This window comes from Micromonospora sp. CNZ296 (assembly GCF_007827635.1).
The window spans coordinates 119,804-143,123 of record NZ_VISW01000015.1 but is presented as its reverse complement, the minus strand read 5'-3'; the positions used below and the strand labels follow the sequence as shown (position 1 = coordinate 143,123).

Genomic DNA, 23,320 nt, shown 5'->3' with positions numbered 1-23,320 from the left:
CCGCCCGCCCGCACCGGGCGGGCGGGACGACCGGGGTTCGACCCGTGGAAGGGGGTGGACCGGTGAGTTCCAAGGACTGGATCGAGAAGGACTACTACGCCGCGTTGGGCGTGGACAAGTCCGCCTCCTCGGACGAGATCAAGAAGGCGTACCGCAAGTTGGCCCGGGAGTCGCACCCGGACCACAACCCCGGCGACACCGGCGCCGAGGAGCGGTTCAAGACCGTCTCCGAGGCGTACGCGGTGCTCGGTGACGAGAAGAAGCGCCGTGAGTACGACGAGATGCGCTCGCTGTTCGGCTCCGGCGCCTTCCGGCGCAACGCCCGCGGCGCGGGCCAGCCGGGCGGCATGCCGTTCGACGTCTCCGACCTGTTCGGCGGCGGCGCCGGGGGTGGGGACAGCCGGTTCAGCGGCGGCGGCTTCACCGACCTGTTCAGCTCGATCTTCTCCGGCGGTGCAGGTGGCGGCGGTCCGGCACGTCCGCGCGGCCCGGCCCGCGGCCGGGACGTCGAGACCGAGGTGGCGCTCGACTTCGAAGACGCGGTACGCGGCGTCACGCTGCCGCTGACGCTGCGCGCGCCCGGCGTCTGCGACACCTGCCACGGCAACGGCGCGAAGCCCGGCACCCAGCCGGTGGCCTGCCCGGTCTGCCACGGTGCCGGCGTGACCACCCGCAACCAGGGGTCGTTCAGTTTCTCCGAGCCGTGCCGCAACTGCCAGGGTGTCGGCACGATCGTCGAGGAGAAGTGCCCGGAGTGCCACGGCACCGGCGGGGTCACCAAGACCCGCACGCTGCACGTCCGCTTCCCCGCCGGGGTGTCGGACGGGCAGCGGATCCGCCTGGCCGGCCGAGGTGAGCCCGGCGAGCGGGGCGGTCCGGCGGGCGACCTGTTCGTGCAGGTCAAGGTCCGCCCGGACGAGCTGTTCGGGCGCACCGGGGACGACCTGACCCTGAACGTCCCGATCACGTACGCCGAGGCGGTTCTCGGCACGGACCTGCGCGTGCCGACCCTGGACGGGACGGTGACCCTGCGGGTGCCACCGGGTACGCCCAGCGGGCGGGTGCTGCGCGCCCGCGGCAAGGGCGTCGTACGCAAGGACGGCCGCGCCGGTGACCTGCTGGTCACGCTCGACGTGGTGGTTCCGGCGAAGGTCTCGGACGAGGCGCGGGCGGCGCTGGAGACCTTCGCGGCGCAGACTCCGCCCGCCGCGCGGGAACATCTCGACGCGCGGGTACGTCGATTCAGTTGACGGCGGCACCGGAGGTGAGCGGGCATGTCGGAGGAGTACGTCGGCTCGGGTGACCAGGCATACGAGGCCAAGGTCTTGATGATCTCGGTGGCCGCGCGGATGGCGGGGATGCACCCCCAGACGCTGCGCCAGTACGACCGGCTGGGCCTGGTGCAGGCCGGCCGGGCGTCCGGCGGCGGTCGCCGGTACAGCGTCCGGGACGTGGTGCTGCTCCGCGAGGTGCAGCGGCTCAGCCAGGACGACGGGATCAACCTGGCCGGGGTCAAGCGGATCATCGGGTTGGAGCGGCTGCTCGAAGAGGCGCAGCAGCGGGTGGCCCGGCTGGAGGCGGAACTGGACGCCGCGTACCGGCGGATCGCCGAGCTGGAGTCGCTCGGCGGCTTCCCCCGCGGCGACCTCGTGCCCACCAACCGCACGTCCACCGCGCTCGTCGTCTGGCGTCCGCGCCGCGCTCCCGACCGCTGATTCCGTACCTGAAGGCCGGCGCGCCCCGCTCCCCCGGGGCTGCGCCGGCCTTCGTCGTTCCCCGGTCGGTTCGCGGGCCGGGTCAGGGGAAAGCGGGGTACGGCAGAGCGGGGTCAACTAGGCTTTTCCGTAGGGGCAAAAGCCCCAAAGCGGATTCCGGGCTGGCGGGGGGAGTCATGACGGAACCGGCGAAGAAGGTGGCCGAGCGCGCGGAGGAACGGCTGGAGAAGGTGGCCGAGAACGTGCGCGAGCGGTTCGACCGGGTCACCGAGGGACGCTTCAGCGACAAGGTCAAGGAAGGGCGCTTCGCCGACCAGACGGACCACGGCGTGGACCGGGCGCGGGACGACGAGCGGCGCAAGAAGCAGGGCGGGTCGACCTAGACGATCCGCCGACGTGCGGGCCGGGATCCACGGGGGATCCCGGCCCGTTCGTGTTCTGCAGGGCCGGCCGGGACGTCAGGTTGCTCCCGGCGGGCACCACGCACCCGCCCTCGCGGTCGATCATGAAGTTGGCGGCGACAAACCGGACACCAAATACCGCCAAGTTCATGATCGACCAGGCCGGTCGGGTCGACGGCCAGTGAGGTCGACGTGGGCGGGTCGAGGTGGTCAGAGGCGGCGGTTCTCGCGGACCAGGCCGCCCTCGCACCAGTCCCGGTAGACGAAGAGATCCGGCCGGGCGAGCAGCACCCGGCTGTTGTGCGCCCAGTTGCGCATCAGGTCGTCGCCGGACTTCTCGGCCTGCTCGACCAGCTTGCGGAACCGGCGCTTGGGGTGGGCGCGGAAGTTCGTCCGGATGCCGTCGGCGGCGTAGATGTAGAGGCAGTGCAGCGTGAACCGCCGCGCCGGGCAGCCCTGATCCATGGCCAGATCGAACAGCGTCTGCACCAGATGGTCACCGGCTACCAGCAGATCCCAGTCGGGCGGCATCGAGGTCAGCGGCACCGAATCCGGCTGATAGGCCCACGCCCGAAGCTCGGCGGGCGAGGGATCGACCGGGTTGGCGAAGCCGCGGAACGTCTCTTCCTGCACGCTCACCGGCCGACCTTCCGCTTGCGCTGGCGGGGGCGCAGGCCACCCGCGGACCCTGGCTGCTGGGCCGAAACGTTAACGCGGTTGGACGGAGCAGGGGTAGACCTTCCCGGGATCAATTTGACAACGCCGGGCCGGATCTGCCCTGCGGCTGATCCGGCCCGGCCCGGTCAGTCGCCGGTGCCCAGGGGCAGCGGCGCGGGCGGCCGTGCGGCGGCGGCGCGGGTGCGCAGCCACTGCTTGAACCACGGGCTGTCCGGCAGGCGGGCGAGCAGCGGCCCGGTCACCACCGTGATCAACACGTACGCGGTGGCGAGCGCGGCGAGCTTCGGCTCCACCGGGTAGACGGCCGCGACGGCCAGCCCGGCGATGACGATGGAGAACTCGCCGCGCGGAGTCAGCGCCAGGCCGGCCCGCCAGCGTCCGGGCTCGGCGATTCCGGCCCGGCGGGCGGCCAGGTAGCCGGTGGCCACCTTCGTCGCCATGGTCACCACTGCGAGCAGCAGCGCGGGCAGCAGGACCGGCGGCATGTCCAACGGGTTGGTGACCAGCCCGAAGAACACGAAGAAGACCGCGGCGAACAGATCACGCAGCGGGGAGAGCAGCTCGGTGGCGTGGTGCGCCACCGGCCCGGACAGCGCGATGCCCACCAGGAACGCGCCGACCGCCGCCGACACCTGGAGCTTGGCCGCGACACCGGCAACCAGCAGGGTCAGGCCGAGCACCCCGAGCAGCAGCGCCTCCGGATCCTTGGCGGAGAGCGCGGCGGAGATCAGGTGGCCGTACCGGATCGCCACGGCCAGCACCACGACCACGGTGAACACCGCGACGGCGAGCGCGATGCCGCCCTTCATCAGGCCGACCCCGGCGAGCAGCGCGGTGACCAGCGGCAGGTAGAGGGCCATCGCCAGGTCCTCGATCACCAGGACGGAGAGGATCACCGGGGTCTCCCGGTTACCGACCCGGCCCAGGTCGCCGAGCACCTTCGCGATCACGCCGGACGACGACACCCAGGTCACGCCCGCGAGCACCACCGCCGCCACCCAGCCCCAGCCGAGCAGGAGCGCGAAGGCGAACCCGGGCAGCGCGTTGAACACCGCGTCGATCAGGCCGGCCGGCGCGGCGGACCGGAGGTTGCCCACCAGCTCGTTCGCGCTGTACTCCAGGCCGAGCATGACCAGCAGCAGGATCACGCCGATCTCGGCGCCGACCGCGAAGAACTCCTCGCTGGCGTTGAGCGGCAGCAGACCACCGTGCCCGAACGCCAGGCCGGCGAGCAGGTACAGGGGGATGGGCGAGACGCCGAAGCGACGGCTCAGCCGGCCGAGCAGGCCGAGCAGGAGCAGCAGCGCACCGACCTCGATGAGCAGGATTGTGGTTTCGTGCATACGCGTCAGCCGTCCGGATCGGTCTCGGCGAGGATCGCGGTCACGCCGTCGAGCCCCTGACGGGTACCGACCACGACGACCACATCGCCGGCTTCGAACCGGAAGGTGGGATCGGGCGAGACGTTCACGGCGCCCTGACGCAGCACGGCCACGATCGACGCGCTGGTCCGGGTGCGTGCTTTGGTGTCCGCGAGCCGCCTGCCGACGTACTTCGACCCCGCCGGCATGGCGATCTGCTCGGTCAGCAGCCCGGCGGCCTGCTCGCGCAGCCCGGAGAGCTGACCCAGCATCAGCGACGCGCCGAGGATGTCGGCGAGCGCCTCCGCCTCGTCGTCGGTCAGGGGTATGTCATGTTGGCAGGAGTCGGGATCGTCCGGGTCGTATAGGACCAGGTCGCGGCGGCCATTGCGGTGGGAGACCACGCCGAGCCGGCGGCCGGACTCCGTCATCAGATCATGACGTACGCCGATCCCGGGCAGGGCGGTCTGTTCGACACGTACTCGCACGTCGGTGAGGCTACCGCTGCCACGCACGCACCGCGTCCGGGGTGGAGCGGTCGCCCGGCGCTGCGTGATCAGGGGGCGTCGTCGCGAGCGGTGACGTAGGTGCCCTTGCCCTGGTGCCCCTCGACCAGACCTTCGGCCTGAAGGATCAACAGCGCCGAGCGGACCGGCTCCGCGGACACGTGGTAGTGCGCGATCAGTTCGCGCAGGGAAGGGAGTTTGTCGCCAGGGCCGTACTCGCCCGAAGCGATCTTGTCTCTGATGTCCTGCGCGATTCTCTGACGGTCCGAAACTCGGGGCATGGCGGCAACTCCTGGTAGGCCCCAAGATCTTCCCACGAGTCCGACCGGTCAGCCAACACTTCGCGTGCTAAGCATGCTCACTCCTTGTCATGCAATGCTTTGCATTGTATGTTCCTCGTGCGGATGCCTTCGGCGGAACGCCTGGTAGGCAACCGGCCCCCCGGTTGGCAGCCGTAGTCGGCGCGACTGGTCGTGCGCGGCCAGTCGTGTCGCCTCACCCGTCTCCTTTGGTCCGGAAGAAGGGACAATGTCGTGCGCAACCTCCTGCGAATACGTCCGAAGCGGCGGAACGCGCGCCCGCCCGACTCCGCGCCGGGCGGCCCCTACCGCTCCGCGTCGTACCTTCCGCTCCGGCCCTGGCAGGTGCGGGGCCACAGTTTCAGGACGTGCCGGCGAGGGCTGGACCCGGCCGAGGTCGCCGCGTTCCTCGACCGCGTCGCCGGGGACCTCGCCGCCGCGTACGCCGAAGTCGCACGTAGCCGGGACGAGACGGCGCGGATCAAGGGCGCGTTGCGCGAGTGGCAGTCCCGTCAGGCTCCCTCGATGCGCGACCTGGCCGGGCGGCCGTGACCGGGCGGTACGTGATCCATCTGCCGGTGCGCGCGGCGGACCTGGCCCGGGCGAAGATGCTCGGTCGCACGGCCGGCCGGTCGTTGGCGTTCCTCGCGGTGGTGGAGCTGGGCGGGATCACCGTGTCGACGGAGGACGACCAGTCCGTACGCCATTGGGTGTTCTGCGACCGCAAGCTGGACGGCGGCCGGCGTTGCGTGCTGCGCGCCGACCACGAGACTCCCTGCCTCGCGCGTCTCCCGCGTCGCTGAGATCTTGGTACGAAACGGCCCCTCCAAGGGCCTTTTCGTACCAAGATCTCTCCGGCCGGACCGGAGGACGGTGACTCAGGTCACAGGGGTGGAGTTGAGCGGAATAGACTCAACTCTGGTTGTGTCATGTCCAGTGGACACGCCGATCCGGGGGAGCCCATGAACACGGAACGTCTCACCACCAAGAGCCGCGAAGCCATCACCGGTGCCGTCGCGCTGGCGAACCAGCGCGGTCACGCCACCGTGGAGCCCTGGCACCTGCTGCTGTCACTGCTGGACACCGAAGGCTCGACCGCCGCGGGCCTGCTGCGCGCCGTCGGAGCCGACCCCGCCGAGCTGCGCCGCGTCGCCCAGCGCTCGGTCGACGCGCTGCCGGCCGCACGCGGGTCGAGCATCGCCGAGCCGACCCTGGCCCGCGAGTTCGTCAACGCCATCGGCGCCGCCGAGCAGATCGCGCGGCCGCTGGGCGACGAGTACACCTCCACCGAGCACCTGCTGGCCGGGCTGGCCCGGGTCGGCGGCGCGGTCTCGGTCGCGCTGAAGAACTCCGGCGCCACCGAGGAGAACCTGGTCGCCGCGTTCCCGACCGTCCGGGGCGGGGACCGCCGGGTGACTACCGCCGACCCGGAGCAGACCTACCAGGCCCTGGCCAAGTACGGCGTGGACCTCACCGCCAGCGCCCGCGACGGCAAGATCGACCCGGTGATCGGCCGGGACTCGGAGATCCGCCGGGTGATCCAGGTGCTGTCCCGGCGTACCAAGAACAACCCGGTGCTGATCGGCGAGCCGGGCGTCGGCAAGACCGCGATCGTGGAGGGCCTGGCCCAGCGGATCGTGGCCGGCGACGTGCCGGAGTCGCTGCGGGACAAGAAGCTCGTCTCGCTCGACCTCGGCGCGATGGTCGCCGGTGCGTCGTACCGCGGTCAGTTCGAGGAGCGGCTGAAGTCCGTGCTGGAGGAGATCAAGAACTCCGACGGCCAGGTCATCACGTTCCTGGACGAGCTGCACACCGTGGTCGGCGCCGGCAAGGGCGAGGGCTCGATGGACGCCGGCAACATGCTCAAGCCGATGCTGGCGCGCGGCGAGCTGCGGATGGTCGGCGCGACCACGCTCGACGAGTACCGCGAGCACATCGAGAAGGACCCGGCCCTGGAGCGCCGCTTCCAGCCGGTGCTGGTCGGCGAGCCGACCATCGAGGACACCATCGGCATCCTGCGCGGGCTCAAGGAGCGCTACGAGGTGCACCACGGCGTACGGATCACCGACGCCGCACTCGTGGCCGCCGCCTCGCTCTCCGACCGGTACATCACCGACCGGTTCCTGCCGGACAAGGCGATCGACCTGGTGGACGAGTCGGCGTCCCGGCTGCGCATGGAGATCGACTCGCGCCCGGTCGAGGTGGACGAGATCGAGCGGGCGGTACGCCGCCTGGAGATCGAGGAGATGGCGCTCGCGAAGGAGCCGGACGCCGCGTCCGCCGAGCGTCTGGAGCGGCTGCGCAAGGAGCTGGCCGACAAGCGCGAGCAGCTCACCGCGCTCTCCGAGCGCTGGCAGACCGAGAAGAGCCACATCACCAAGCTCTCCACCGCCAAGGAGGAGCTGGAGCGCCTCGGTGGCGAGGCCGAGCGGGCCGAGCGCGACGGCGAACTGGAACGCGCCGCCGAGCTGCGGTACGGCCGGATTCCCGCGCTGCGGACCGAGCTGAAGCAGGCCGAAGAGGAGCTGGCCCGGCTCCAGGCCGACGGCGCGATGCTCAAGGAGGAGGTCGGCGCGGACGACATCGCCGCCGTGGTCGCCTCCTGGACCGGCATCCCCGCCGGTCGGCTGCTCGAAGGCGAGACCGCCAAGCTGCTCCGGATGGAGGAAACGCTGCGCGGCCGCGTGGTCGGCCAGGCCGAGGCGGTGGGCGCGGTCTCCGACGCGGTACGCCGCGCCCGGGCCGGCGTCGCCGACCCGGACCGGCCGACCGGCAGCTTCCTGTTCCTCGGCCCGACCGGCGTCGGCAAGACCGAGCTGGCCAAGGCGCTCGCCGAGTTCCTCTTCGACGACGAGCGGGCCATGGTCCGCATCGACATGAGCGAGTACGGCGAGAAGCACTCGGTGGCCCGCCTGGTCGGCGCCCCGCCCGGGTACGTCGGCTACGAGGAGGGCGGCCAGCTCACCGAGGCGGTACGCCGCCGGCCGTACTCGGTGATCCTGCTGGACGAGGTGGAGAAGGCCCACCCGGACGTCTTCGACGTGCTGCTCCAGGTGCTCGACGACGGCCGGCTCACCGACGGTCAGGGCCGTACCGTGGACTTCCGCAACGCGATCCTGATCCTCACCTCGAACCTCGGTTCGTCGGTGATCAGCGACCTGACGCTCACCGAGAACGAGCGCCGGGAGGGTGTGCTCGCGGTGGTCCGGTCGCACTTCAAGCCGGAGTTCCTCAACCGGCTCGACGACATCGTGGTGTTCGCCGCGCTCCAGGGCGAGGACCTGCGGTCGATCGTGGACATCCAGCTCGACCGCATGCGCCGCCGGCTGGCCGACCGCCGGCTGGGCCTGGAGATCACCGACGCGGCCCGCACGTGGCTGGCCGAGCACGGGTACGACCCGATCTACGGTGCCCGCCCGCTGCGCCGGCTGGTGCAGTCGGCGATCGGCGACCAGCTCGCGAAGGCGCTGCTGGCCGGTGACATCCGCGACGGCGACACGGTCCGCGTCGACCTGTCCGACTCCAAGGAGTCCCTGGCGGTGACCGCCGCCTGACCCGCACCACCCCGCGAAGGCCCGGCCCTCCCGGCCGGGCCTTCGCCGTCCCCGGCCGTGCCGGCCCGCGTGCCGTGGGTGCTGCCCGCCGTGGTGTTAACAAGGGGCCCTTCTTCTACCGGAGGCGTTAAAAGGGGGCCCTTCCTTTCACGCGAACGGAGTGAGCGTGAGGGGTTGGTGGGGTGGGCACATAGTGGGGCATGAGCGGGAGCTGGGAACGGGAACTGGACGCGGCCGCGCGGGAACTCGACCGCGCGGACACCCTCGCCTTCGGCGGGGTGGGACTGGCGGGGCAGATCCTGCCCGCGACCGAGGCGTACCGGACGCTGGAACAGGGGCTGCAGGAGCACCCGGAGGAGGCCCGCAAGCGGGTCGACAGGTTGCTCCGCAAGGGTTCGCCGGCCGGCCGGGCGTACGCGGCGACGCTGCTGGAGGCGGTCGATCGGGCCGCCGGGCGGGACGCCTGGGCCCGGCTGCGCGGCGACGACGGCGAGTTCACCACGTTCTCCGGCTGCCTCATGGGCCGCGCCACGCTGGGCGAATACGCCGCCGACCGGCTCGCCGCCGCCGACAGTAGCTGAGCACACACTCAGCGAACAGGACTTCAGCAGGCGTGCGTGCGGTTGTTACCGTTCCCGCCGAGCACGTTGGGGGAGGCGGTCGTGAACGGTTCGTTGGCGTGGGTGCTGGCCACGCTGGGATGTCTGGTCGGGGTGGCCGGAGTGGTGATCGCGGTGATCGCGTGGCGGAAGTCCCAGTCCGCGTCCCGCCCGAAGACGAAGGCGGCGCCGGGTGACCCGTTCCGGGACCGGGACGCGGACGCGCTGCGCGGCGACCCGCGCGCGCTCAAGCCCGGCGACATCGTCGAGATCCGCGCGGTGCCGTACACGGTCCGTGGCTCGGTGCACCTGGTCGAGGGCGGCTGGAGCTGGGCGGAGCACCTGCTCGACGATGCGGGCGGCGTGAAGCGCTGGCTCTCCGTCGAGGCCGACCCGGACCTGGAGATGGTGCTCTGGACCAGCGAGCCGGGGGCCACCGTGACGCCCGGCGCCCCGACGCTGGAGATCGCCGGCCGTCGCTACAACTGGGACGAGTCGGGCCAGGCCCGGTACACGGCCACCGAGGGCACCGGCCTCGACCCGAACGGCACCATGCGCTACTACGACTACCAGGCGCCCGGCGGCGCACGGCTGTCGTTCGAGGCGTACGGCGAGGCCGGCTGGGAGGTCAACCTCGGCGAGGAGCTGCGCCGCGCCGAGGTGATGATCTACCCGCAGGGTGGCCCGGACACGGTGCGCTGACGTGCTCGTCTGTCTGGACGCGCCCTACGTCGACACCAGCGCCGCCGATCTGAGCCTGGCCCTGGGCGGCCCGGAGCTGCCGGCGCTCGCCGTACGCGACATCGACCTGCCCGGCCTGCCCCGGCTGCGGCTGCGCCTGCTGGGCGCCTCCCACCAGGTGGTGCTCGGCACGCTCACCGAGACGGTCGCCTGCCTGCCCGGCCGCCCGCCGCACCTGCCGGGCACGCTGCACGACGAGACGGCCGGCTACCGGTTCCTCGCCACAGTGCTCCGGCCGGAGGGCGACGGCCTGCGTACCCGGGTCGCGGCGCTGCGCGCCGAGCTGGCCGAGGACCCGTACGCGCTGATCGGCGTCTTCCCCGGCGACGAGGACGCGGTCACCGCGCTCTCCGTGCGGCCCGCCCCGCCGGACGGCGTGCTCGCCTGGCGCACCTGGCACGCCTACCCGCAGACCAACGAGCTGGTCCTGACCGAGACGGTGGTGGAGGAGCTGTGACGTACCGACGGTGGTTCGTGGTGGGCGTGGCGGTCGCCGTCATCGGCGCGCTCATCGCCGCCTTCACGATCTTCTACGGCAACTTCTCGCCGCGCGGCTACGTGGAGGACACCTTCTCCCGCGCCTCCGGGCGGGACATCGGCTCGAACGCGATCGCTTACACCTCGAACAAGGCGCCGAGCGACGTGTCCAAGCAGATCACCGACACCTGGAAGCCGGCCGACCAGTACGTCGACGGCAGCGGCGTGTACCTGCGCTACGACGACGACTCGGTGGTGATCCTCCCGCTCGCCGTCGGCTCGGTGATCCTGCTGGAGAAGATGACCACCGCCTACCCCCGGTACCACAGCGTCGTCGGCAACAGCTGGGGCTGGGGCCGAGGCAGCACGGTCCGGGGCGGCGGCCCCGGTTCCGGCAAGTAGCCCCTCCGACCCCCTCACCCTGGAGTCTCCTGTGCAGCATCTCGTCACCGACCTGCTGGTCACCCTCGCCTACGGCGCGGTCGGCGTCGTCCTGATGGCGATCGGCTACGTCCTGGTCGACCTGGCCACCCCCGGCAAGCTCCACGAGCTGATCTGGACCGAGCGCAACCGCAACGCGGCTCTGCTGCTCTCGTCCAACCTGCTCGGGGTCGGCACGATCGTGGTCGCCGCGATCGTGGCCAGCGACGACGACTTCACGCTGGGGCTGGTCGGGGCCGCCGCGTACGGCATCCTCGGTCTGGTGATCATGGCGGCGGCGTTCGTGCTGCTCGACGTGGCCACTCCGGGCAAGCTCGGTGAGCTGCTCGTCGACCCGGAGCCGCACCCGGCGGTGTGGGTCTCCGCCACCGTGCACCTCGCCACCGGTGCGATCATCGCGGCCGCGATCATCTGATGAGCGGAAAGCCCGCACAGCATTCGGCGGGGAAGGACAAGCGCACCCAGACGGTGATCTGGTCCGTGGTCGTGGGGATCGTGGTCGTCGTCTGCGCCATCGGCGCGTTCAGCGGCGACTCGGACACCTCCGTCCCCGCGCCGGCGGCCGACGAGCGGTCCGGCACCGTGCCGATCCTCCGGGCCGCCGCCGACAGCCAGGGCATCTGCTACGGCTGGGAACTGCTCGACGTGTACGACGAGGTGAGCGTCGGCTCCAACCTCGGCGACGGCACCACAGTCGTCGACGCTCCCGGCTGCACGCGCTGGATCGCTGTGTCCGCGAACGTCAGGTACACCTCGTCCAGCAGCGAGTCGGAGGACTCCGCCACGATCCGGATCAAGGGCTCGGACGACATCGAGTTCGCCGACCTCGCCGCGATCGAGACCCGCCTGGGCCGCTTCGGGCTGGACGAGGAGGCATTCGTCGACGACCCGGGCTGGGCCGTCACCCGGGCCGCCACGATCCTGCCGCTGCTCGCCGCCGAGCGCGGGCTCGCCGAGCCGGCCGCCACCCCCACCGCCGGGCCGTCGACCGCGGCCGCACCGCTGCCGGACGCCGGCAACGACTTCTGGCGGGACCGCTGGATCTACGTCCTCAGCTCGCTCGGTCTGTTCCTGCTCGCCGCGCTGTTCCTCGTCGTGGGCGTGCGCCAGCGCCGCAACCACCGGGGACGGGTGCCCGCGCAGCGCGCCGGGGCGGGAGCCGCCGGACGTACCCGGAGCAGACGGTGACAGCCGACGTGGCCGCACGGCCGCGGTGGCGCCTGGCCCGCGCGGCGGTCCTGCTCGCGGTCTTCGTGTGCGCGGCCTGCGGCCTGGTGTACGAGCTGGCGCTGGTCGCGCTCGGCAGCTACCTGATCGGCGACACGGTCGGCCAGGCGTCGATCGTGCTCGGCGTGATGGTCTTCGCGATGGGCGTCGGCGCGCTGGTGGCGAAGCCGTTGCAGTCCCGGGCGGTGGTCTCGTTCGCGGTGATCGAGCTGACGCTGGCGCTGCTCGGGGGCCTGTCCGTGCTCGGCCTCTACGCCGCGTTCGCCTGGCTCGACCTGTACGGTCCGGCGCTCGTCGGCACCGCGTTCGTGCTCGGACTGCTGATCGGCGCGGAGATCCCGCTGCTCATGGTGATGCTGCAACGCATCCGGGAGCAGTCGGCGGGCAGCGCGGTGGCCGACCTGTTCGCCGCCGACTACGTGGGCGCGCTGCTCGGCGGGCTGGCCTTCCCGTTCCTGCTGATCCCGGTCTTCGGCCAGCTCAAGGGCGCGCTCGTGGTGGGCGCGGTGAACGCGGTCGCCGGTGTGGTGCTCGTCTTCACCGTGTTCCGCGCCGAACTCGGCCGCCGGGCGCGGGCCGCGCTGGGCGCGGCCACCGTCGTGGTCGGCCTGCTTCTCGGGTACGCCTGGGTGACCGCCCACGACTTCGAGGTGACCACCCGCCAGCAGCTCTACCGCGACCCGGTGGTGCACGCCGAGCGCAGCCGGTACCAGGAGATCGTGCTCACCCGATCGGTGCGCGAGCCCGGCCACTCCGACACCGACCTGCGGCTGTTCCTCAACGGCGACCTCCAGTTCAGCTCGATCGACGAGTACCGCTACCACGAGGCGCTCGTGCATCCGGCGATGCGGGGGGCGCACGGTGACGTGCTGGTGCTCGGCGCCGGGGACGGGCTGGCCGCACGGGAGATCCTCAAGTACCCGGACGTGCGCTCGGTGACGCTCGTCGACCTCGACCCGGCAGTGGTCGAGCTGGCCCGCCGGGAGCCGCAGCTGCGCGAGCTGAACCGGGAGTCGCTCACCGACCCCCGGGTACGGGTGCTCAACCTGGACGCGTTCGCCTGGCTGCGTACCGCCACGGACCGCTTCGACGTGGTGATCGCCGACCTGCCCGATCCGGACGAGACGGCCACCGCGAAGCTCTACACGATCGAGTTCTACACGCTGATCCGGCCGGTGCTGGCCCCCGGCGGGCGGCTCGTCGTGCAGTCCGGGTCGCCCTACTTCGCACCCCGGTCGTACTGGTCGATCGAGCGGTCGGTGCGCGAGGCGGGCTTCGCCACAGTGCCGTACCACGTCGACGTGCCGAGCTTCGGCGACTGGGGGTTCGTGCTCGCCGCGCCGGGTGACGTCGCGCCGGAACTGGCGCTGCCGGACGATCCGCCGCCGCTGCGTTTCCTCACCCCGGCGGTGCTGGCCGCCGCCGGCACGTTCCCCGCCGACCGGGCCCGGATCGACGTACCGGCCTCCACCCTGTTGCGCCCGAGGGTGCTGGACTACGCCCGCGAGGAGTGGCGCGGCTACTAGGTTTCGGGACATGCCACCCGAATCGTCGTCGCGTCACCGACCGGGGATCGGCTGGCTGGTCCGCCGGCTGCCGACCCGGGCGGTCGAGGCGGCGTCCTACCTCCAGGCGTTCGTGCTCTCCGGCGTGGTCACCGTGCTGGCCGTGCGGGCGTACCTGAAGGCCACCGACTATCCACAGCTCGGCGGCGGCGGGCTGCACATCGCGCACGTCCTCTGGGGCGGCCTGCTGCTCGCCGTCGGCCTGGGCATCCCGCTCGTCTTCCTCGGCGGTGGCGCCCGCAGCGGCGGGGCGGTGATCGGCGGCATCGGGTTCGGGTTGTTCATCGACGAGGTGGGCAAGTTCGTCACCACCGGCACCGACTACTTCTACGCCCCCGCCGCCGCCATCATCTATGTCGCGTTCGCGCTGCTGGTCCTGCTCATCCAGGCGGTACGCGGGCGCACCGGCCGGTCCCGGCTGACCCCGGCCGAACGCACGGCGAACGCACTGGACATGGTGCTCAGCGGCCTGCCGGGCGGGCTGACCGACCGCCGCCGGATCGCCGTGCTGCGGCTCGTCCAGGGCACCGGACCGGCCACCGAGACGGCGGTGGCGCACCTGCTCGAAGCGGTGCCCCACCGGGAACCGCCGCCGGTGCCGCTCTGGCAGCGGGCGGCGGACCGGGCCCGGCGCCTCGCCGTCTGGGCGGCCGGACGCCGCTGGCTGGTCTGGCCGGTGGTGGTCTACCTGGTGGTGGAGCCGGTGCTCACGGTGGTGGCGGTGTTCCTCGACGGGGTGACCGGGAAACTGGACCAGGAACGGGAGTGGGGCGCGGTGCTCGGCGTCAGCGCCACCGCGTTGATCACCGCCGTGCTCGGTCTGTGGGCCGCCTGGCTGCTGCGCCGCAACCGGGCCGAGGCGTTCCGCCTGTTCAAGCTGGCGCTGCTCGTCGACCTGCTGTTCGGGCAGGTCTTCAACTTCACTGTGAACCAGTTCGGCGCGGTCTCCGCCGTCGCGCTCGATCTCGCGTTGCTCGGCGTGGTCACCGCCGAGCACCGCCGGTTGCGGCGCGCCGCCGAGAGGTAGAGCCGTTTCCGGCGTGCTGAGCTGGTGGAAGATCGCTACGGTGGGCATCTGATCCAGGAAGGGAGAATCATGGTCGATGCTCCGGGCACCCCGCCCCGCACGCGTCCCGGCGTGGTGACGCTCTCCAGTTGGCTGCTCATCCTCGTCGCCGCGATCCAGGTGCTGAACCTGATCGTGGCGCTGACCGTCGTCGGCAAGATCCGCGACGTTCTCACCGACGCGTACGCGGGCACCTCGGCCGAAGGGGCCGGCGACATCGCGTACGCGTTCAGCATCATCACGGCGGTCGTGTCGCTGCTGATCGCGGCCGGGCTCGTCGTCCTCGCGCTGCTGAACAACCGGGGCAAGAACGGCTCCCGGATCACCACCTGGGTGCTGGGCGGCATCCTGTTCTGCTGCACCGGCGGTGGGCTGCTGACCGGCCTCACCGGCGGCATGACGGGCGGCGGCAACACCACCGGTGACGTGCCCAGCTCGGAGGAGATCCAGCGCCGGCTGGAGGACGCGCTGCCGTCCTGGTACACCCCGGTCAACCTGCTGCTGGGTCTGGTCGCGCTGCTCGCCCTGCTGGCCGCGCTGATCCTGCTGGCGCTGCCGAAGGCGAACGAGTTCTTCCGCAAGCCCAAGGCCGGCTGGGAGCCGCCGGTGCCCGGTGGCGCCTACCCGGCGTACCCGTCGCACCCGGGCCAGTCCGGGGATCCGGCGTACCCGTCGTACCCGCCGGCTCCCGGCACCCCGCCGTCGACGCCCGGCGGTCAGCCGCCGTCCGCGCCCGGTGGTCAGCCGCCGTCCGCGCCCGGTGGTCAGCCGGGTGAGCGCCGCGACCCGGAGCCGCCATCCGGAAGTTGACGTCCGGATTGCAGCGACGCCGACGATCCCTCCGAGTAGGTTGCAAGCCGACGCCTACCGGAGGGATCAGTCGTGTCGTACCCCGAACGGGCCGCACCCCGCCGGCCGGGCACGGTCCTCGCCGCGGCGGCGCTGCTGCTGGTGATGGCGGTCGGCGCCGTGGCGTACGCGGTGGTCAACCTGGCCGTCGGCGGCGGCACGGTGGACCGGTTCCGGGACGCGGCAGCCGAGCGGACCGGCGCCAGCGGCGGCGACGTCGACCAGGTGGCCGGTCTGCTGCGCGGCTCCACAGTGCTGGCCGCCGTGCTCGGCGTGCTCGCCGCGCTGCTGCTCGTCGGGCTGGCGCTCGGTCTGCTCGCCGGCCGGTCCGGTGCCCGCACGGCGACCTGGGTGGTCGCCGGAACGGGCCTGCTCTGCGGTTGCTGCGGGCTGGCGGTGCTGGTCGGCCAACGGGCCGCCCCGCTGCGGCTCGGCGCGGACGACCGGATCACCGCCGACCTGCTGGGGCTCGTCGGCGACGCGTACCCGTCGTGGTGGATCCCGGTGAACGCGACGCTGTCGGTGGCGCAGATCCTCGGCTATCTGGTGGTCGCCGTGCTGCTCACGCTGCCGTCGTCCGGCGCGTTCCTGCGACGCCGTACCGCACCGCTGCGGCTGTCCGGCTACGGCTCGACAGTGTCCGGCGCGGTCGCCCCCGGGCCGACGCCCTGGGGGCCGCCACCCGGCCTGAACCCGCCCCCGTCCGTCCCGCCCGCGACGCCGCCGGGTGGGTTCCCGCCACCTCCCGAGGACAGCCGATGACCGGTGACACCCACCCCTCCCGGCGCCGCGCCCTGGTGACCGGCGCCAGCCTGGGCATCGGCGAGGCGTTCGCCCGCCGGCTCGCCGCCGACGGATGGGACGTCGTCCTGGTGGCCCGGGACGCCGTCCGGCTCGACGCGCTGGCGGCCGAGCTGACTGGCCGGCACGGCGGTGACGCCGAGACGATCGCGGCCGATCTGTCCACCGAGGACGGCTGCGCGGCGGTCGAGCAGCGGCTGACCGCCGGTACGCCGATCGAGCTGCTCGTCAACAACGCCGGCATCAGTCTGAGCACGTCGTTCGTCCGCTCGTCGGTGGCGGACGAGGCGCGGCTGGTCCGGCTCAACGTGCTCGCCGTGCTGCGTCTGACCCACGCCGCCCTCGGTCCGATGATCGAGAGAGGCCACGGGGCAGTGATAAATGTCTCTTCCGTTGCCGGCTTCGGTGTCCCCATGCCGGGATCCACGTACTCGGCCAGCAAGGCGTGGGTGACGAATTTCAGTGAATCGATCGGCCAATCCGTCGCGCCGCTGGGTGTGCGCGTGATGGCGCTCTGTCCCGGCTACACGCGAACCGGAGTTCACGAACGCGCGGGCATCGACATGTCGCGCCTGCCCGCCTGGGCCTGGCTGCGAGCCGACGATGTGGTCGCCGAAGGGCTCCGTGACCTGCGGAAAGGCAAGGCGGTGAGCGTTCCGGACTGGAAGTACAAGGTGGCGGTGGCCGGGCTGCGGCACGCGCCGAAGCGGCTGCTGCGCGGCTTCCGGCGGGACACCCGGGGTGCGGTCGGCCGGCAGCGCGGCTGACCGGCGGCAGCCCGTACGCGCACCGGCCCGGCGGCCGACCGGGATGGACGGTCGCACAGCGTAGCCGCTCATCGCCACCCGTCGGTCGCCCGCAGGGTTGACCAGGGCAGGCCCGAAACATGGCGCTCAGACTTGCGAAGTACGCTCTTGGGCCATGGGCGACCACGACGACCTGCGCAAATTCATCACTGACCTCGCTGTGGTGCACGGCCGGGTGGTGCTCTCGTCGGGCCGCGAGGCGGACTGGTACGTGGATCTGCGTCGCGTCACGCTCCATCACGAGGCGGCTCCGTTGATCGGCCGGGTCATGCGTGACCTCACCGCCGACTGGGCCTACGACGCGGTCGGCGGGCTGACCCTGGGCGCCGATCCGGTGGCCGCCGCCATGCTGCACGCCTCGGCGGGCACCGGCCACGCGGTCGACGCCTTCGTGGTCCGCAAGGAGGGCAAGGCCCACGGTCTCCAGCGCCGGATCGAGGGGCCGGACGTCTCCGGGCGACGGGTGCTCGCGGTCGAGGACACCTCCACCACCGGTGGAAGTGTGTTGACGGCTGTCGACGCATTGCGTGAGGCAGGGGCCGAGGTGGTGGGTGTGGCGGTTATTGTTGATCGAGGTGCCGGCGACACGGTGCGAGCCGCCGGATTGCCCTATCGGGCGGCCTATACGTTGGCTGACCTCGGCCTTGTGGCGTAAAAGTTTGCCGATTCGGATCTGCTGATATGCAGGCGGATCGATGCTGCTGGTGGAAGGATGGAATACGTGGGAACTGCGTTGGCTGAAATGACCATGCCTCAGATCTCGCCGCTTGCCGGCGAGCCGATCGAACGCGCCGACGCCGAGCGGCTTGCGGGGGTCCTCAAGGCCCTCGCTGACCCCGCCCGGCTGCGGCTGCTCAGCCTGATCCAGTCGGCTCCCGAGGGGGAGGCGTGCGTGTGTGACCTCACCGCGCCGCTCGGCCTCTCGCAGCCGACGGTCAGCCACCACCTGCGAATCCTCACCGAGGCCGGCTTGCTGGAGCGGGAGAAGCGCGGGGTCTGGGCGTACTACCGGCTGGTGCCGTCCGCGATCGCCACGATCGCGGATCTGCTCACCCCGCCGCGGAAGCGGGCCACCAAGAAGGCTCGCTGAAACCTTCGGGCCGACCCGACCGAGGGTCGTCCCGACCGGGTGACCGGTGGCGTGCGAGGGGTGGCGCCATCAGCGCACGGTGACGGCTGTCGTCGTCCGTGTGACCCGGCTGGAGCAGTGCTGTCGAAGGCCGGTCCTCGTCCGAGGGCCGGCCTTCGGCGTCCGTACGTGCTCAGCGGCGGTGCTGACCGCCGTGCCCGTCGCCGTGCCCGGGACGGTGCTCCTCGATGCCCTCCCGGGCCGCCTCCACAGTGCCGGCCACAGTCGCCGCGGTGATGACGGCGACCGCCTCGCCGCGCTTGCGTGCCCGCCGGTCGCGGAGGAACTCGAAGAAGATCGGCAGCACCGAGATCACGATGATCAGCGCGACCACCGGCAGGATGTACCTGTCGATCTTGTCGCCGATGGCGTCGTAGATCTGCCGGGCCAGCAGGTAGCCGATCAGCAGGATGCCGTCCACCCAGAGGACCGCGCCCACCACGTTCCACACGAAGAACTGGCGGGCCGGCATGCCGAGCACCCCGGCCACCGGGTTGAGGAACGTCCGCACGATCGGGATGAACCGGGCCAGCACCACGGCCTTCGCCGGGCCGAACTTCTGGAAGTAGTACTCCGCCTTCTCCACGTACTCCCGCTTGAACAGACGGGAGTTGGGCTTCTCGAACATGCGCCGGCCGTACCGGGCGCCGAGCCAGTGCCCGAGCTGGGCGCCGACGATGGCGCAGAGCGGACCGCCGATCATCAGCCCGGCCAGGGACAGGCGGGTGCCGTCGCCGAAGATGGCGTCGGCCACCGGAGAGGCGGCCACCCCGGCCAGGAACAGCAGCGAGTCGCCCGGGAAGAAGAAGCCGACGAGCAGCCCGGTCTCGGCGAAGAGGATCACCCAGACGCCGATCATGCCGAAGGTGTGGATGAGGTCCTTCGGATCGAGCGGGTTCAGCGCCACGCTCTCGGAGAACATCCGGGTCTTCTCTGCTGTGTCCACGGCCACACAGGGTACCCCGGCCCGGTCCGGCATTTCGGCCGGACCGGGCGTCCTCGTCAGAGGCGGGGGTCGACCGGCTCGGACTCGCAGGCGAGGATCGCGAACACCAGCTCGTGGCGGCGCCAGAGCGGGGCGTCCTCGGCCAGCGCGTCCAGGGCGGCCAGGCCCAGTCCGTGCTCGCGCAGGGCGAGCCCGCGCTTGCGACCCAGCGAACGGCGGCGCAACGCGGCGAGCTGCCCCGCCTCGGTGTACCCGGGACCGTAGATGATCCGCAGGTACTCCCGCCCCCGGCACTTGATCCCCGGCTGGAGCAACGAGCCCTTCGGCGAACGGGCGGCCAGGCCCGCGTACGGCTTGACCACCATGCCCTCGCCACCGGCCGCGGTGAGCGCCAGCCACCACTCGGTGGCGTCGGCCACCGCCGACTCGTCGGCCAGGTCCACCACCCGCCGCCGGGTCGGCGTGAAGAACTCCGGGTCGGCGGCGCAGAGCCGGTCGGCCAGCGCCAGGTGCCAGCCGTGGTCGCGGTCGGCGTAGCTCACCCCGGCCCCGGCCAGCACCGCGAACGGCGCCAGCGTCACCCCGCGCAGCCCGTCGGTCGGCCGGACGTACGCCCGGTAGGCAGCCGAGTAGGCGGTGATCTCGGCGGCCCGCCCGGCCATCCGGTCGCGCAGCCCCGCCACCGGCATCCCGCGCCCGGCGGCGGTGTCCAGCGCGGCGAGCACCGCCGGCAACGCGGCCCGCCCGGCCGCGCCGACCCCGGCGTACTGCTCGCGGATCAGCCCGCTCGCCTTCGCCGACCAGGGCAGCAGCTCGGCGTCGAGCAGCAGCCAGTCGGTGTCCAGCTCGGCCCAGAGACCGGCGCTGGTGACCGCGGCGCGCACCCGGGTCAGCAGCTCGCCGTCGAGCGGCGGATCGAAGAACGGCCTGCCGGTACGGGTGTGCACCACCCCGCCGCCGAAACGGCCCGGCTCCCGCTCCACGAGCACCACCGCTCGCGAGCCCATGTGCTTCTCCTCGCAGACCACCCGCTCGACGCCCGCCGCGCGGTAGTCGGCGAACGCCTCGGCCGGGTGCTCCAGGAACCCGTCCACTGCCGACGTGGAGCAGGGCGCCATGGTCGGCGGCAGCCACACCAGCCGGCCCGGGTCGACCGCGAACCGGCTCATCACCTCCAGCGCGGCGGCGGCGTTCTCGGCCGGCACGGTCAGCGACCCGTACGCGTGGGTGAGGTGCCGTCGCCCGGTCACGTCGGCCAGGTCCAGCACGGTGTCCGGCCGCGACGGCGTGACCGGGACCAGCGGACGTGCCGGGGCGTACCACTCCTTCACCGCCGGGACCGCCACCAGCTCCTTCTCCGGGTAGCGCAGCGCGGTGAGCTGCCCGCCGAACACGCAGCCGGTGTCCAGGCAGATGGTGTTGTTCACCCACTCCGGCTCGGGCGTCGGCGTGTGCCCGTACACGACCATCGCCGAGCCGCGGTAGTCCCGCGCCCACGGGTAGCGCACCGGCAGGCCGTACTCGTCGGTCTCGCCTGTGGTCTCGCCGTAGAGCGCGAACGACCGCACCCGGCCGGACGCCCGCCCGTGGTACGCCTCCTTCAGCCCGGCGTGCGCCACCACGAGCCGGCCGCCGTCGAGCACGTAGTGGCTGACCAGGCCGTCGATGAACGTCTCCACCCCGGCGACGAACTCCGGCGACTCGGCGGCGAGCTGCTCCATCGTCTCGGCCAGGCCGTGGGTCAGCCGGACGTCCCGGCCGCGCAGCTTGCGCAGCAGCTTCTGCTCGTGGTTGCCCGGCACGCAGATCGCGTGCCCGGCCGCCACCATGCCCATCACCAGGCGGAGCACGCCGGGCGAGTCCGGGCCGCGGTCCACCAGGTCACCGACGAACACCGCGGTACGCCCCGACGGGTGCGCCGCGTCCACCGGGCGGCCCGCGTCGTCGTGCCGCAGCACGTAGCCGAGCCGGGACAGCAGCGCCTCCAGCTCGGTCCGGCAGCCGTGCACGTCCCCGACCACGTCGAACGGGCCGGTCAGCTCCCGCCGGTCGTTGAACAGCTTCTCGTAGCGGACCTCCGCGGCGTCGATCTCGTCCACCCCGCGCAGCACGTGCACCTTGCGGAAGCCCTCGCGGGCCAGCCGCCCGTACGACTGCCGCAGGTCGCGGCGCATCCGGTTGAGCACCTGGCGGCCGTGCGTCCGGTCGGCGCGCGCCTCCGTACGCTCCCAGGCCACCGCCTCCGGCACGTCCAGCACGATCGCCACCGGCAGCACGTCGTGCTCCCGGGCCACCCGGATCAGCCCGGCGCGGGCGTGCGGCTGGAGGTTCGTCGCGTCGACCACAGTCAGCAGTCCCCGCCGCAGCCGGATGGCGGCGACGTGGTGCAGCGCGTCGAACGCGTCGGCGGACGCGGACTGGTCGTTCTCGTCGTCGGCCACCAGCCCGCGGAACGTGTCCGAGGAGAGCACCTGGCTGGGCGCGAAGTGCCGCCGGGCGAACGTCGACTTGCCGGAGCCGGAGACGCCGACGAGCGCCACCAGTGCCAGCTCGGGGATGTCCAGGACGGTCATCGGTTCGTCGCCTCCTTCCGGTCGTTGCTGGTGTTCTCATTGCGGTCATCCCGCGTCAGCACCGCGATCTGGGTCGGCGTGCCCACCTCCGGGTCCTCGTCGCCGACGCCGCCGAGCACCGCCGTGTAGCCGTGCGCCGCCACCACCCGGTCCACCCAGGCGGCGAACTCGGCCCGGGTCCACTCGAACCTGTGGTCGGCGTGCCGGAACCGGCCCGGCGCGAGCCCCTCGTAGCGCACGTTGTACTCGACGTTCGGGGTGGTCACCACCACCGTGCCCGGCCGGGCGTGACCGAACACCGCGTCCTCCAGCGCCGGCAGGCGCGGCGGGTCGAGGTGCTCGACGACCTCCATCAGCACCGCCGCGTCGTACCCCCGGAGCCGGTCGTCCCGGTAGGTGAGCGCGGACTGCCACAGCCGGATCCGGTCCCGCTGCCGCTCCGGAAGCCGGTCCAGGCGCAGCCGCCGGGCCGCCAGGCCGAGCGACCGGTCCGACACGTCGACGCCCACCACCTCGGTGAACCGCCGGTCGGCGACGAGCGCGGTGAGCAGCGCACCGCCACCGCAGCCCAGGTCCAGCACCCGGCTCGCGCCGCTGTCCCGCAGCGCGGCGAGCACCGCCTCCCGTCGCCGTACCGCCAGGGAGGCCCGGCGGACGTCCTCCGCCGTCCCGGCCCCGCCGCCCGACGACCCGGCCGGCTCTCCGGTCGACGGCTCGATGCTGTCGTCGGCGGGCGGCTCGTCGGCGAGCCGCAGCTCGGTCAGCCGGGCCATCGCCTCACCCGCGAGCGCCCGGCGGTGCGCCAGATAGCGGCGCGTGATCAGGCCCCGCTCCGGATGACCGGCCAGCCAGCCGGCGCCGGCCCGCAGCAGCTTGTCCACCTCGTCCGGCGCCACCCAGTAGTGCTTGGCGTCGTCGAGCACCGGCAGCAGCACGTACAGGTGGTTGAGGGCGTCCGCGAGCCGCAGCGTGCCGGTCAGCGTCAGGTCGACGTAGCGGCTGTCACCCCACTCCGGGTACGTCTCGTCGAGCGGGATCGGGGTGGCAGTCACGGTCCAGCCCAGCGGGGCGAAGATCCGTACCGCCAGCTCGGCGCCGCCGCGGCAGCGCAGCACCGGCACCCGTACGGTCAGCGGGATCGCGCTCGCCGCCAGCTCGGGACGGTCGCGCGACTCGCCCCGCAGGGCGGAGCGGAACACCTTCGACAGCGCCGACGAGAGCAGGCTGGAGGCGGCGTACGGGCGGTCGTTGACGTACTGCCCGAGCGCGAAGCCCTCCGGCGCCCGGTTCCGGCGGCCGCCGCCCAGCTTGAGCGGATCGACCTCGACCAGCAGCGCCGCGGTGCAGCGCGCCTCGTCCGCCTCCGGGTAGAACACATGCGCGGCACCGGCGGGCAGGTCGAAGCTCTGCACGCGGTCCGGATGCTTCACCAGGAGGTGTCCGAGGTCGGTCGCCGGGCGGTGGGTCGTGGTCAGGGTCAGCAGCACCCATCGATGATCTCGTGATCGCCCGGTTCCTGTCGTGGGGGTTTCCGGGGAGGCCGAATCCCGCCGCAATGTTCCGGCTGCCCGGGACCGTCCATGAAA

Annotated in this window: 26 protein-coding genes; 19 read left to right on the top strand and 7 right to left on the bottom strand. The window is 72.3% G+C overall.

Features of this window, described 5'->3' with window-relative positions; translation table 11 throughout:
• Window positions 1-62 precede the first annotated feature (62 nt).
• From dnaJ to FB455_RS24125, 3 genes are all read left to right on the top strand, one after another.
• Entirely contained in the window at window positions 63-1,250 is a 1,188-nt protein-coding gene (dnaJ, locus tag FB455_RS24135; RefSeq protein ID WP_013473406.1) for a molecular chaperone DnaJ, read from the top strand.
• Between the two features lie 24 nt (window positions 1,251-1,274).
• Window positions 1,275-1,715 (top strand): heat shock protein transcriptional repressor HspR, encoded by a 441-nt coding sequence (locus FB455_RS24130; RefSeq protein WP_013283367.1) that lies wholly within the window; start codon window positions 1,275-1,277, stop codon window positions 1,713-1,715.
• Between the two features lie 176 nt (window positions 1,716-1,891).
• Window positions 1,892-2,098, top strand: coding sequence for a hypothetical protein (locus FB455_RS24125; protein WP_013283368.1), 207 nt, complete (start codon window positions 1,892-1,894; stop codon window positions 2,096-2,098).
• Window positions 2,099-2,326: 228 nt separating this feature from the next.
• Here FB455_RS24125 and FB455_RS24120 read toward each other — a convergent pair whose 3' ends face one another.
• The 4 genes from FB455_RS24120 to FB455_RS24105 all read right to left on the bottom strand — a co-directional run bounded on the left by FB455_RS24120 (window position 2,327) and on the right by FB455_RS24105 (window position 4,942).
• Window positions 2,327-2,755: a hypothetical protein gene (locus FB455_RS24120; RefSeq protein ID WP_013473407.1), complete on the bottom strand. Its 429-nt coding sequence runs from the start codon at window positions 2,753-2,755 to the stop codon at window positions 2,327-2,329.
• Between the two features lie 164 nt (window positions 2,756-2,919).
• Window positions 2,920-4,137, bottom strand: a complete 1,218-nt coding sequence (locus FB455_RS24115) for a cation:proton antiporter (protein WP_013283370.1) — start codon at window positions 4,135-4,137, stop codon at window positions 2,920-2,922.
• Between the two features lie 5 nt (window positions 4,138-4,142).
• Window positions 4,143-4,643 carry a cation:proton antiporter regulatory subunit gene (locus tag FB455_RS24110; protein ID WP_013283371.1) on the bottom strand — a complete coding sequence of 167 codons (501 nt, stop codon included), beginning with the start codon at window positions 4,641-4,643 and terminating at the stop codon, window positions 4,143-4,145.
• A gap of 68 nt (window positions 4,644-4,711) precedes the next feature.
• The gene (locus FB455_RS24105) at window positions 4,712-4,942 is read right to left on the bottom strand and encodes a winged helix-turn-helix domain-containing protein (protein WP_091330473.1); all 231 of its coding nucleotides are present in this window, start codon (window positions 4,940-4,942) and stop codon (window positions 4,712-4,714) included.
• Window positions 4,943-5,194: 252 nt separating this feature from the next.
• On the opposite strand from FB455_RS24105, the gene FB455_RS24100 reads away from it, so the two are divergent.
• The 16 genes from FB455_RS24100 to FB455_RS24020 all read left to right on the top strand — a co-directional run bounded on the left by FB455_RS24100 (window position 5,195) and on the right by FB455_RS24020 (window position 18,176).
• Window positions 5,195-5,512 carry a DivIVA domain-containing protein gene (locus tag FB455_RS24100; protein ID WP_091330472.1) on the top strand — a complete coding sequence of 106 codons (318 nt, stop codon included), beginning with the start codon at window positions 5,195-5,197 and terminating at the stop codon, window positions 5,510-5,512.
• On the top strand, window positions 5,509-5,763 hold the full coding sequence (locus FB455_RS24095) for a hypothetical protein (RefSeq protein ID WP_030500546.1): 255 nt from the start codon (window positions 5,509-5,511) through the stop codon (window positions 5,761-5,763). The genes FB455_RS24100 and FB455_RS24095 overlap by 4 nt, the downstream gene beginning before the upstream one ends.
• 159 nt (window positions 5,764-5,922) lie before the next feature.
• Window positions 5,923-8,514: an ATP-dependent chaperone ClpB gene (gene clpB, locus FB455_RS24090; RefSeq protein WP_013283375.1), complete on the top strand. Its 2,592-nt coding sequence runs from the start codon at window positions 5,923-5,925 to the stop codon at window positions 8,512-8,514.
• A 200-nt stretch (window positions 8,515-8,714) separates the two neighbouring features.
• Window positions 8,715-9,095 carry a hypothetical protein gene (locus FB455_RS24080; protein WP_145755013.1) on the top strand — a complete coding sequence of 127 codons (381 nt, stop codon included), beginning with the start codon at window positions 8,715-8,717 and terminating at the stop codon, window positions 9,093-9,095.
• 81 nt (window positions 9,096-9,176) lie between these two features.
• Window positions 9,177-9,815 carry a DUF4178 domain-containing protein gene (locus tag FB455_RS24075; RefSeq protein WP_030269724.1) on the top strand — a complete coding sequence of 213 codons (639 nt, stop codon included), beginning with the start codon at window positions 9,177-9,179 and terminating at the stop codon, window positions 9,813-9,815.
• Window position 9,816: 1 nt separating this feature from the next.
• Complete coding sequence (locus FB455_RS24070) at window positions 9,817-10,311, top strand: DUF2617 family protein (protein WP_013283378.1); 495 nt, start codon at window positions 9,817-9,819, stop codon at window positions 10,309-10,311.
• Window positions 10,308-10,733, top strand: a complete 426-nt coding sequence (locus FB455_RS24065; protein ID WP_145755012.1) for a DUF4247 domain-containing protein — start codon at window positions 10,308-10,310, stop codon at window positions 10,731-10,733. Before FB455_RS24070 ends, FB455_RS24065 begins: the two co-directional genes overlap by 4 nt.
• Before the next feature lie 31 nt (window positions 10,734-10,764).
• On the top strand, window positions 10,765-11,187 hold the full coding sequence (locus FB455_RS24060) for a DUF350 domain-containing protein (RefSeq protein ID WP_030269725.1): 423 nt from the start codon (window positions 10,765-10,767) through the stop codon (window positions 11,185-11,187).
• Complete coding sequence (locus tag FB455_RS24055) at window positions 11,187-11,960, top strand: hypothetical protein (protein WP_145755011.1); 774 nt, start codon at window positions 11,187-11,189, stop codon at window positions 11,958-11,960. The genes FB455_RS24060 and FB455_RS24055 overlap by 1 nt, the downstream gene beginning before the upstream one ends.
• Window positions 11,957-13,525, top strand: coding sequence for a polyamine aminopropyltransferase (locus FB455_RS24050; protein WP_123110248.1), 1,569 nt, complete (start codon window positions 11,957-11,959; stop codon window positions 13,523-13,525). The genes FB455_RS24055 and FB455_RS24050 overlap by 4 nt, the downstream gene beginning before the upstream one ends.
• A gap of 67 nt (window positions 13,526-13,592) precedes the next feature.
• On the top strand, window positions 13,593-14,591 hold the full coding sequence (locus FB455_RS24045) for a hypothetical protein (protein ID WP_041784385.1): 999 nt from the start codon (window positions 13,593-13,595) through the stop codon (window positions 14,589-14,591).
• 69 nt (window positions 14,592-14,660) lie between these two features.
• Window positions 14,661-15,440: a hypothetical protein gene (locus FB455_RS24040; protein ID WP_013283384.1), complete on the top strand. Its 780-nt coding sequence runs from the start codon at window positions 14,661-14,663 to the stop codon at window positions 15,438-15,440.
• Between the two features lie 72 nt (window positions 15,441-15,512).
• On the top strand, window positions 15,513-16,241 hold the full coding sequence (locus FB455_RS24035) for a hypothetical protein (RefSeq protein WP_145755010.1): 729 nt from the start codon (window positions 15,513-15,515) through the stop codon (window positions 16,239-16,241).
• Window positions 16,238-17,047: an SDR family NAD(P)-dependent oxidoreductase gene (locus FB455_RS24030; protein WP_145755009.1), complete on the top strand. Its 810-nt coding sequence runs from the start codon at window positions 16,238-16,240 to the stop codon at window positions 17,045-17,047. Before FB455_RS24035 ends, FB455_RS24030 begins: the two co-directional genes overlap by 4 nt.
• 154 nt (window positions 17,048-17,201) lie before the next feature.
• Window positions 17,202-17,741 (top strand): orotate phosphoribosyltransferase, encoded by a 540-nt coding sequence (gene pyrE, locus FB455_RS24025; protein ID WP_013283387.1) that lies wholly within the window; start codon window positions 17,202-17,204, stop codon window positions 17,739-17,741.
• A 57-nt stretch (window positions 17,742-17,798) separates the two neighbouring features.
• The gene (locus FB455_RS24020) at window positions 17,799-18,176 is read left to right on the top strand and encodes an ArsR/SmtB family transcription factor (RefSeq protein WP_007454255.1); all 378 of its coding nucleotides are present in this window, start codon (window positions 17,799-17,801) and stop codon (window positions 18,174-18,176) included.
• 172 nt (window positions 18,177-18,348) lie between these two features.
• On the opposite strand, the gene FB455_RS24015 is transcribed toward FB455_RS24020, so the two are convergent.
• Genes FB455_RS24015 through FB455_RS24005 form a run of 3 tightly spaced genes read right to left on the bottom strand, consistent with a single transcriptional unit; the run spans window position 18,349 to window position 23,221 of the window.
• Complete coding sequence (locus FB455_RS24015) at window positions 18,349-19,194, bottom strand: DedA family protein (protein ID WP_030269737.1); 846 nt, start codon at window positions 19,192-19,194, stop codon at window positions 18,349-18,351.
• 23 nt (window positions 19,195-19,217) lie between these two features.
• On the bottom strand, window positions 19,218-21,734 hold the full coding sequence (locus FB455_RS24010; protein ID WP_145755008.1) for a polynucleotide kinase-phosphatase: 2,517 nt from the start codon (window positions 21,732-21,734) through the stop codon (window positions 19,218-19,220).
• On the bottom strand, window positions 21,731-23,221 hold the full coding sequence (locus FB455_RS24005) for a 3' terminal RNA ribose 2'-O-methyltransferase Hen1 (RefSeq protein WP_071097231.1): 1,491 nt from the start codon (window positions 23,219-23,221) through the stop codon (window positions 21,731-21,733). The genes FB455_RS24010 and FB455_RS24005 overlap by 4 nt, the downstream gene beginning before the upstream one ends.
• Window positions 23,222-23,320: the final 99 nt, after the last annotated feature.

Coding starts and splice junctions, on each gene's coding strand:
- FB455_RS24130 (WP_013283367.1), top strand. CDS start 1,275: ATGTCGGAGGAGTACGTCGGCTCGGGTGACCAGGCATACGAGGCCAAG.
- FB455_RS24125 (WP_013283368.1), top strand. CDS start 1,892: ATGACGGAACCGGCGAAGAAGGTGGCCGAGCGCGCGGAGGAACGGCTG.
- FB455_RS24115 (WP_013283370.1), bottom strand. CDS start 4,137: ATGCACGAAACCACAATCCTGCTCATCGAGGTCGGTGCGCTGCTGCTC.
- FB455_RS24105 (WP_091330473.1), bottom strand. CDS start 4,942: ATGCCCCGAGTTTCGGACCGTCAGAGAATCGCGCAGGACATCAGAGAC.
- clpB (WP_013283375.1), top strand. CDS start 5,923: ATGAACACGGAACGTCTCACCACCAAGAGCCGCGAAGCCATCACCGGT.
- FB455_RS24080 (WP_145755013.1), top strand. CDS start 8,715: ATGAGCGGGAGCTGGGAACGGGAACTGGACGCGGCCGCGCGGGAACTC.
- FB455_RS24055 (WP_145755011.1), top strand. CDS start 11,187: ATGAGCGGAAAGCCCGCACAGCATTCGGCGGGGAAGGACAAGCGCACC.
- FB455_RS24040 (WP_013283384.1), top strand. CDS start 14,661: ATGGTCGATGCTCCGGGCACCCCGCCCCGCACGCGTCCCGGCGTGGTG.
- FB455_RS24030 (WP_145755009.1), top strand. CDS start 16,238: ATGACCGGTGACACCCACCCCTCCCGGCGCCGCGCCCTGGTGACCGGC.
- pyrE (WP_013283387.1), top strand. CDS start 17,202: ATGGGCGACCACGACGACCTGCGCAAATTCATCACTGACCTCGCTGTG.
- FB455_RS24020 (WP_007454255.1), top strand. CDS start 17,799: ATGGAATACGTGGGAACTGCGTTGGCTGAAATGACCATGCCTCAGATC.
- FB455_RS24015 (WP_030269737.1), bottom strand. CDS start 19,194: ATGCCGGACCGGGCCGGGGTACCCTGTGTGGCCGTGGACACAGCAGAG.
- FB455_RS24010 (WP_145755008.1), bottom strand. CDS start 21,734: ATGACCGTCCTGGACATCCCCGAGCTGGCACTGGTGGCGCTCGTCGGC.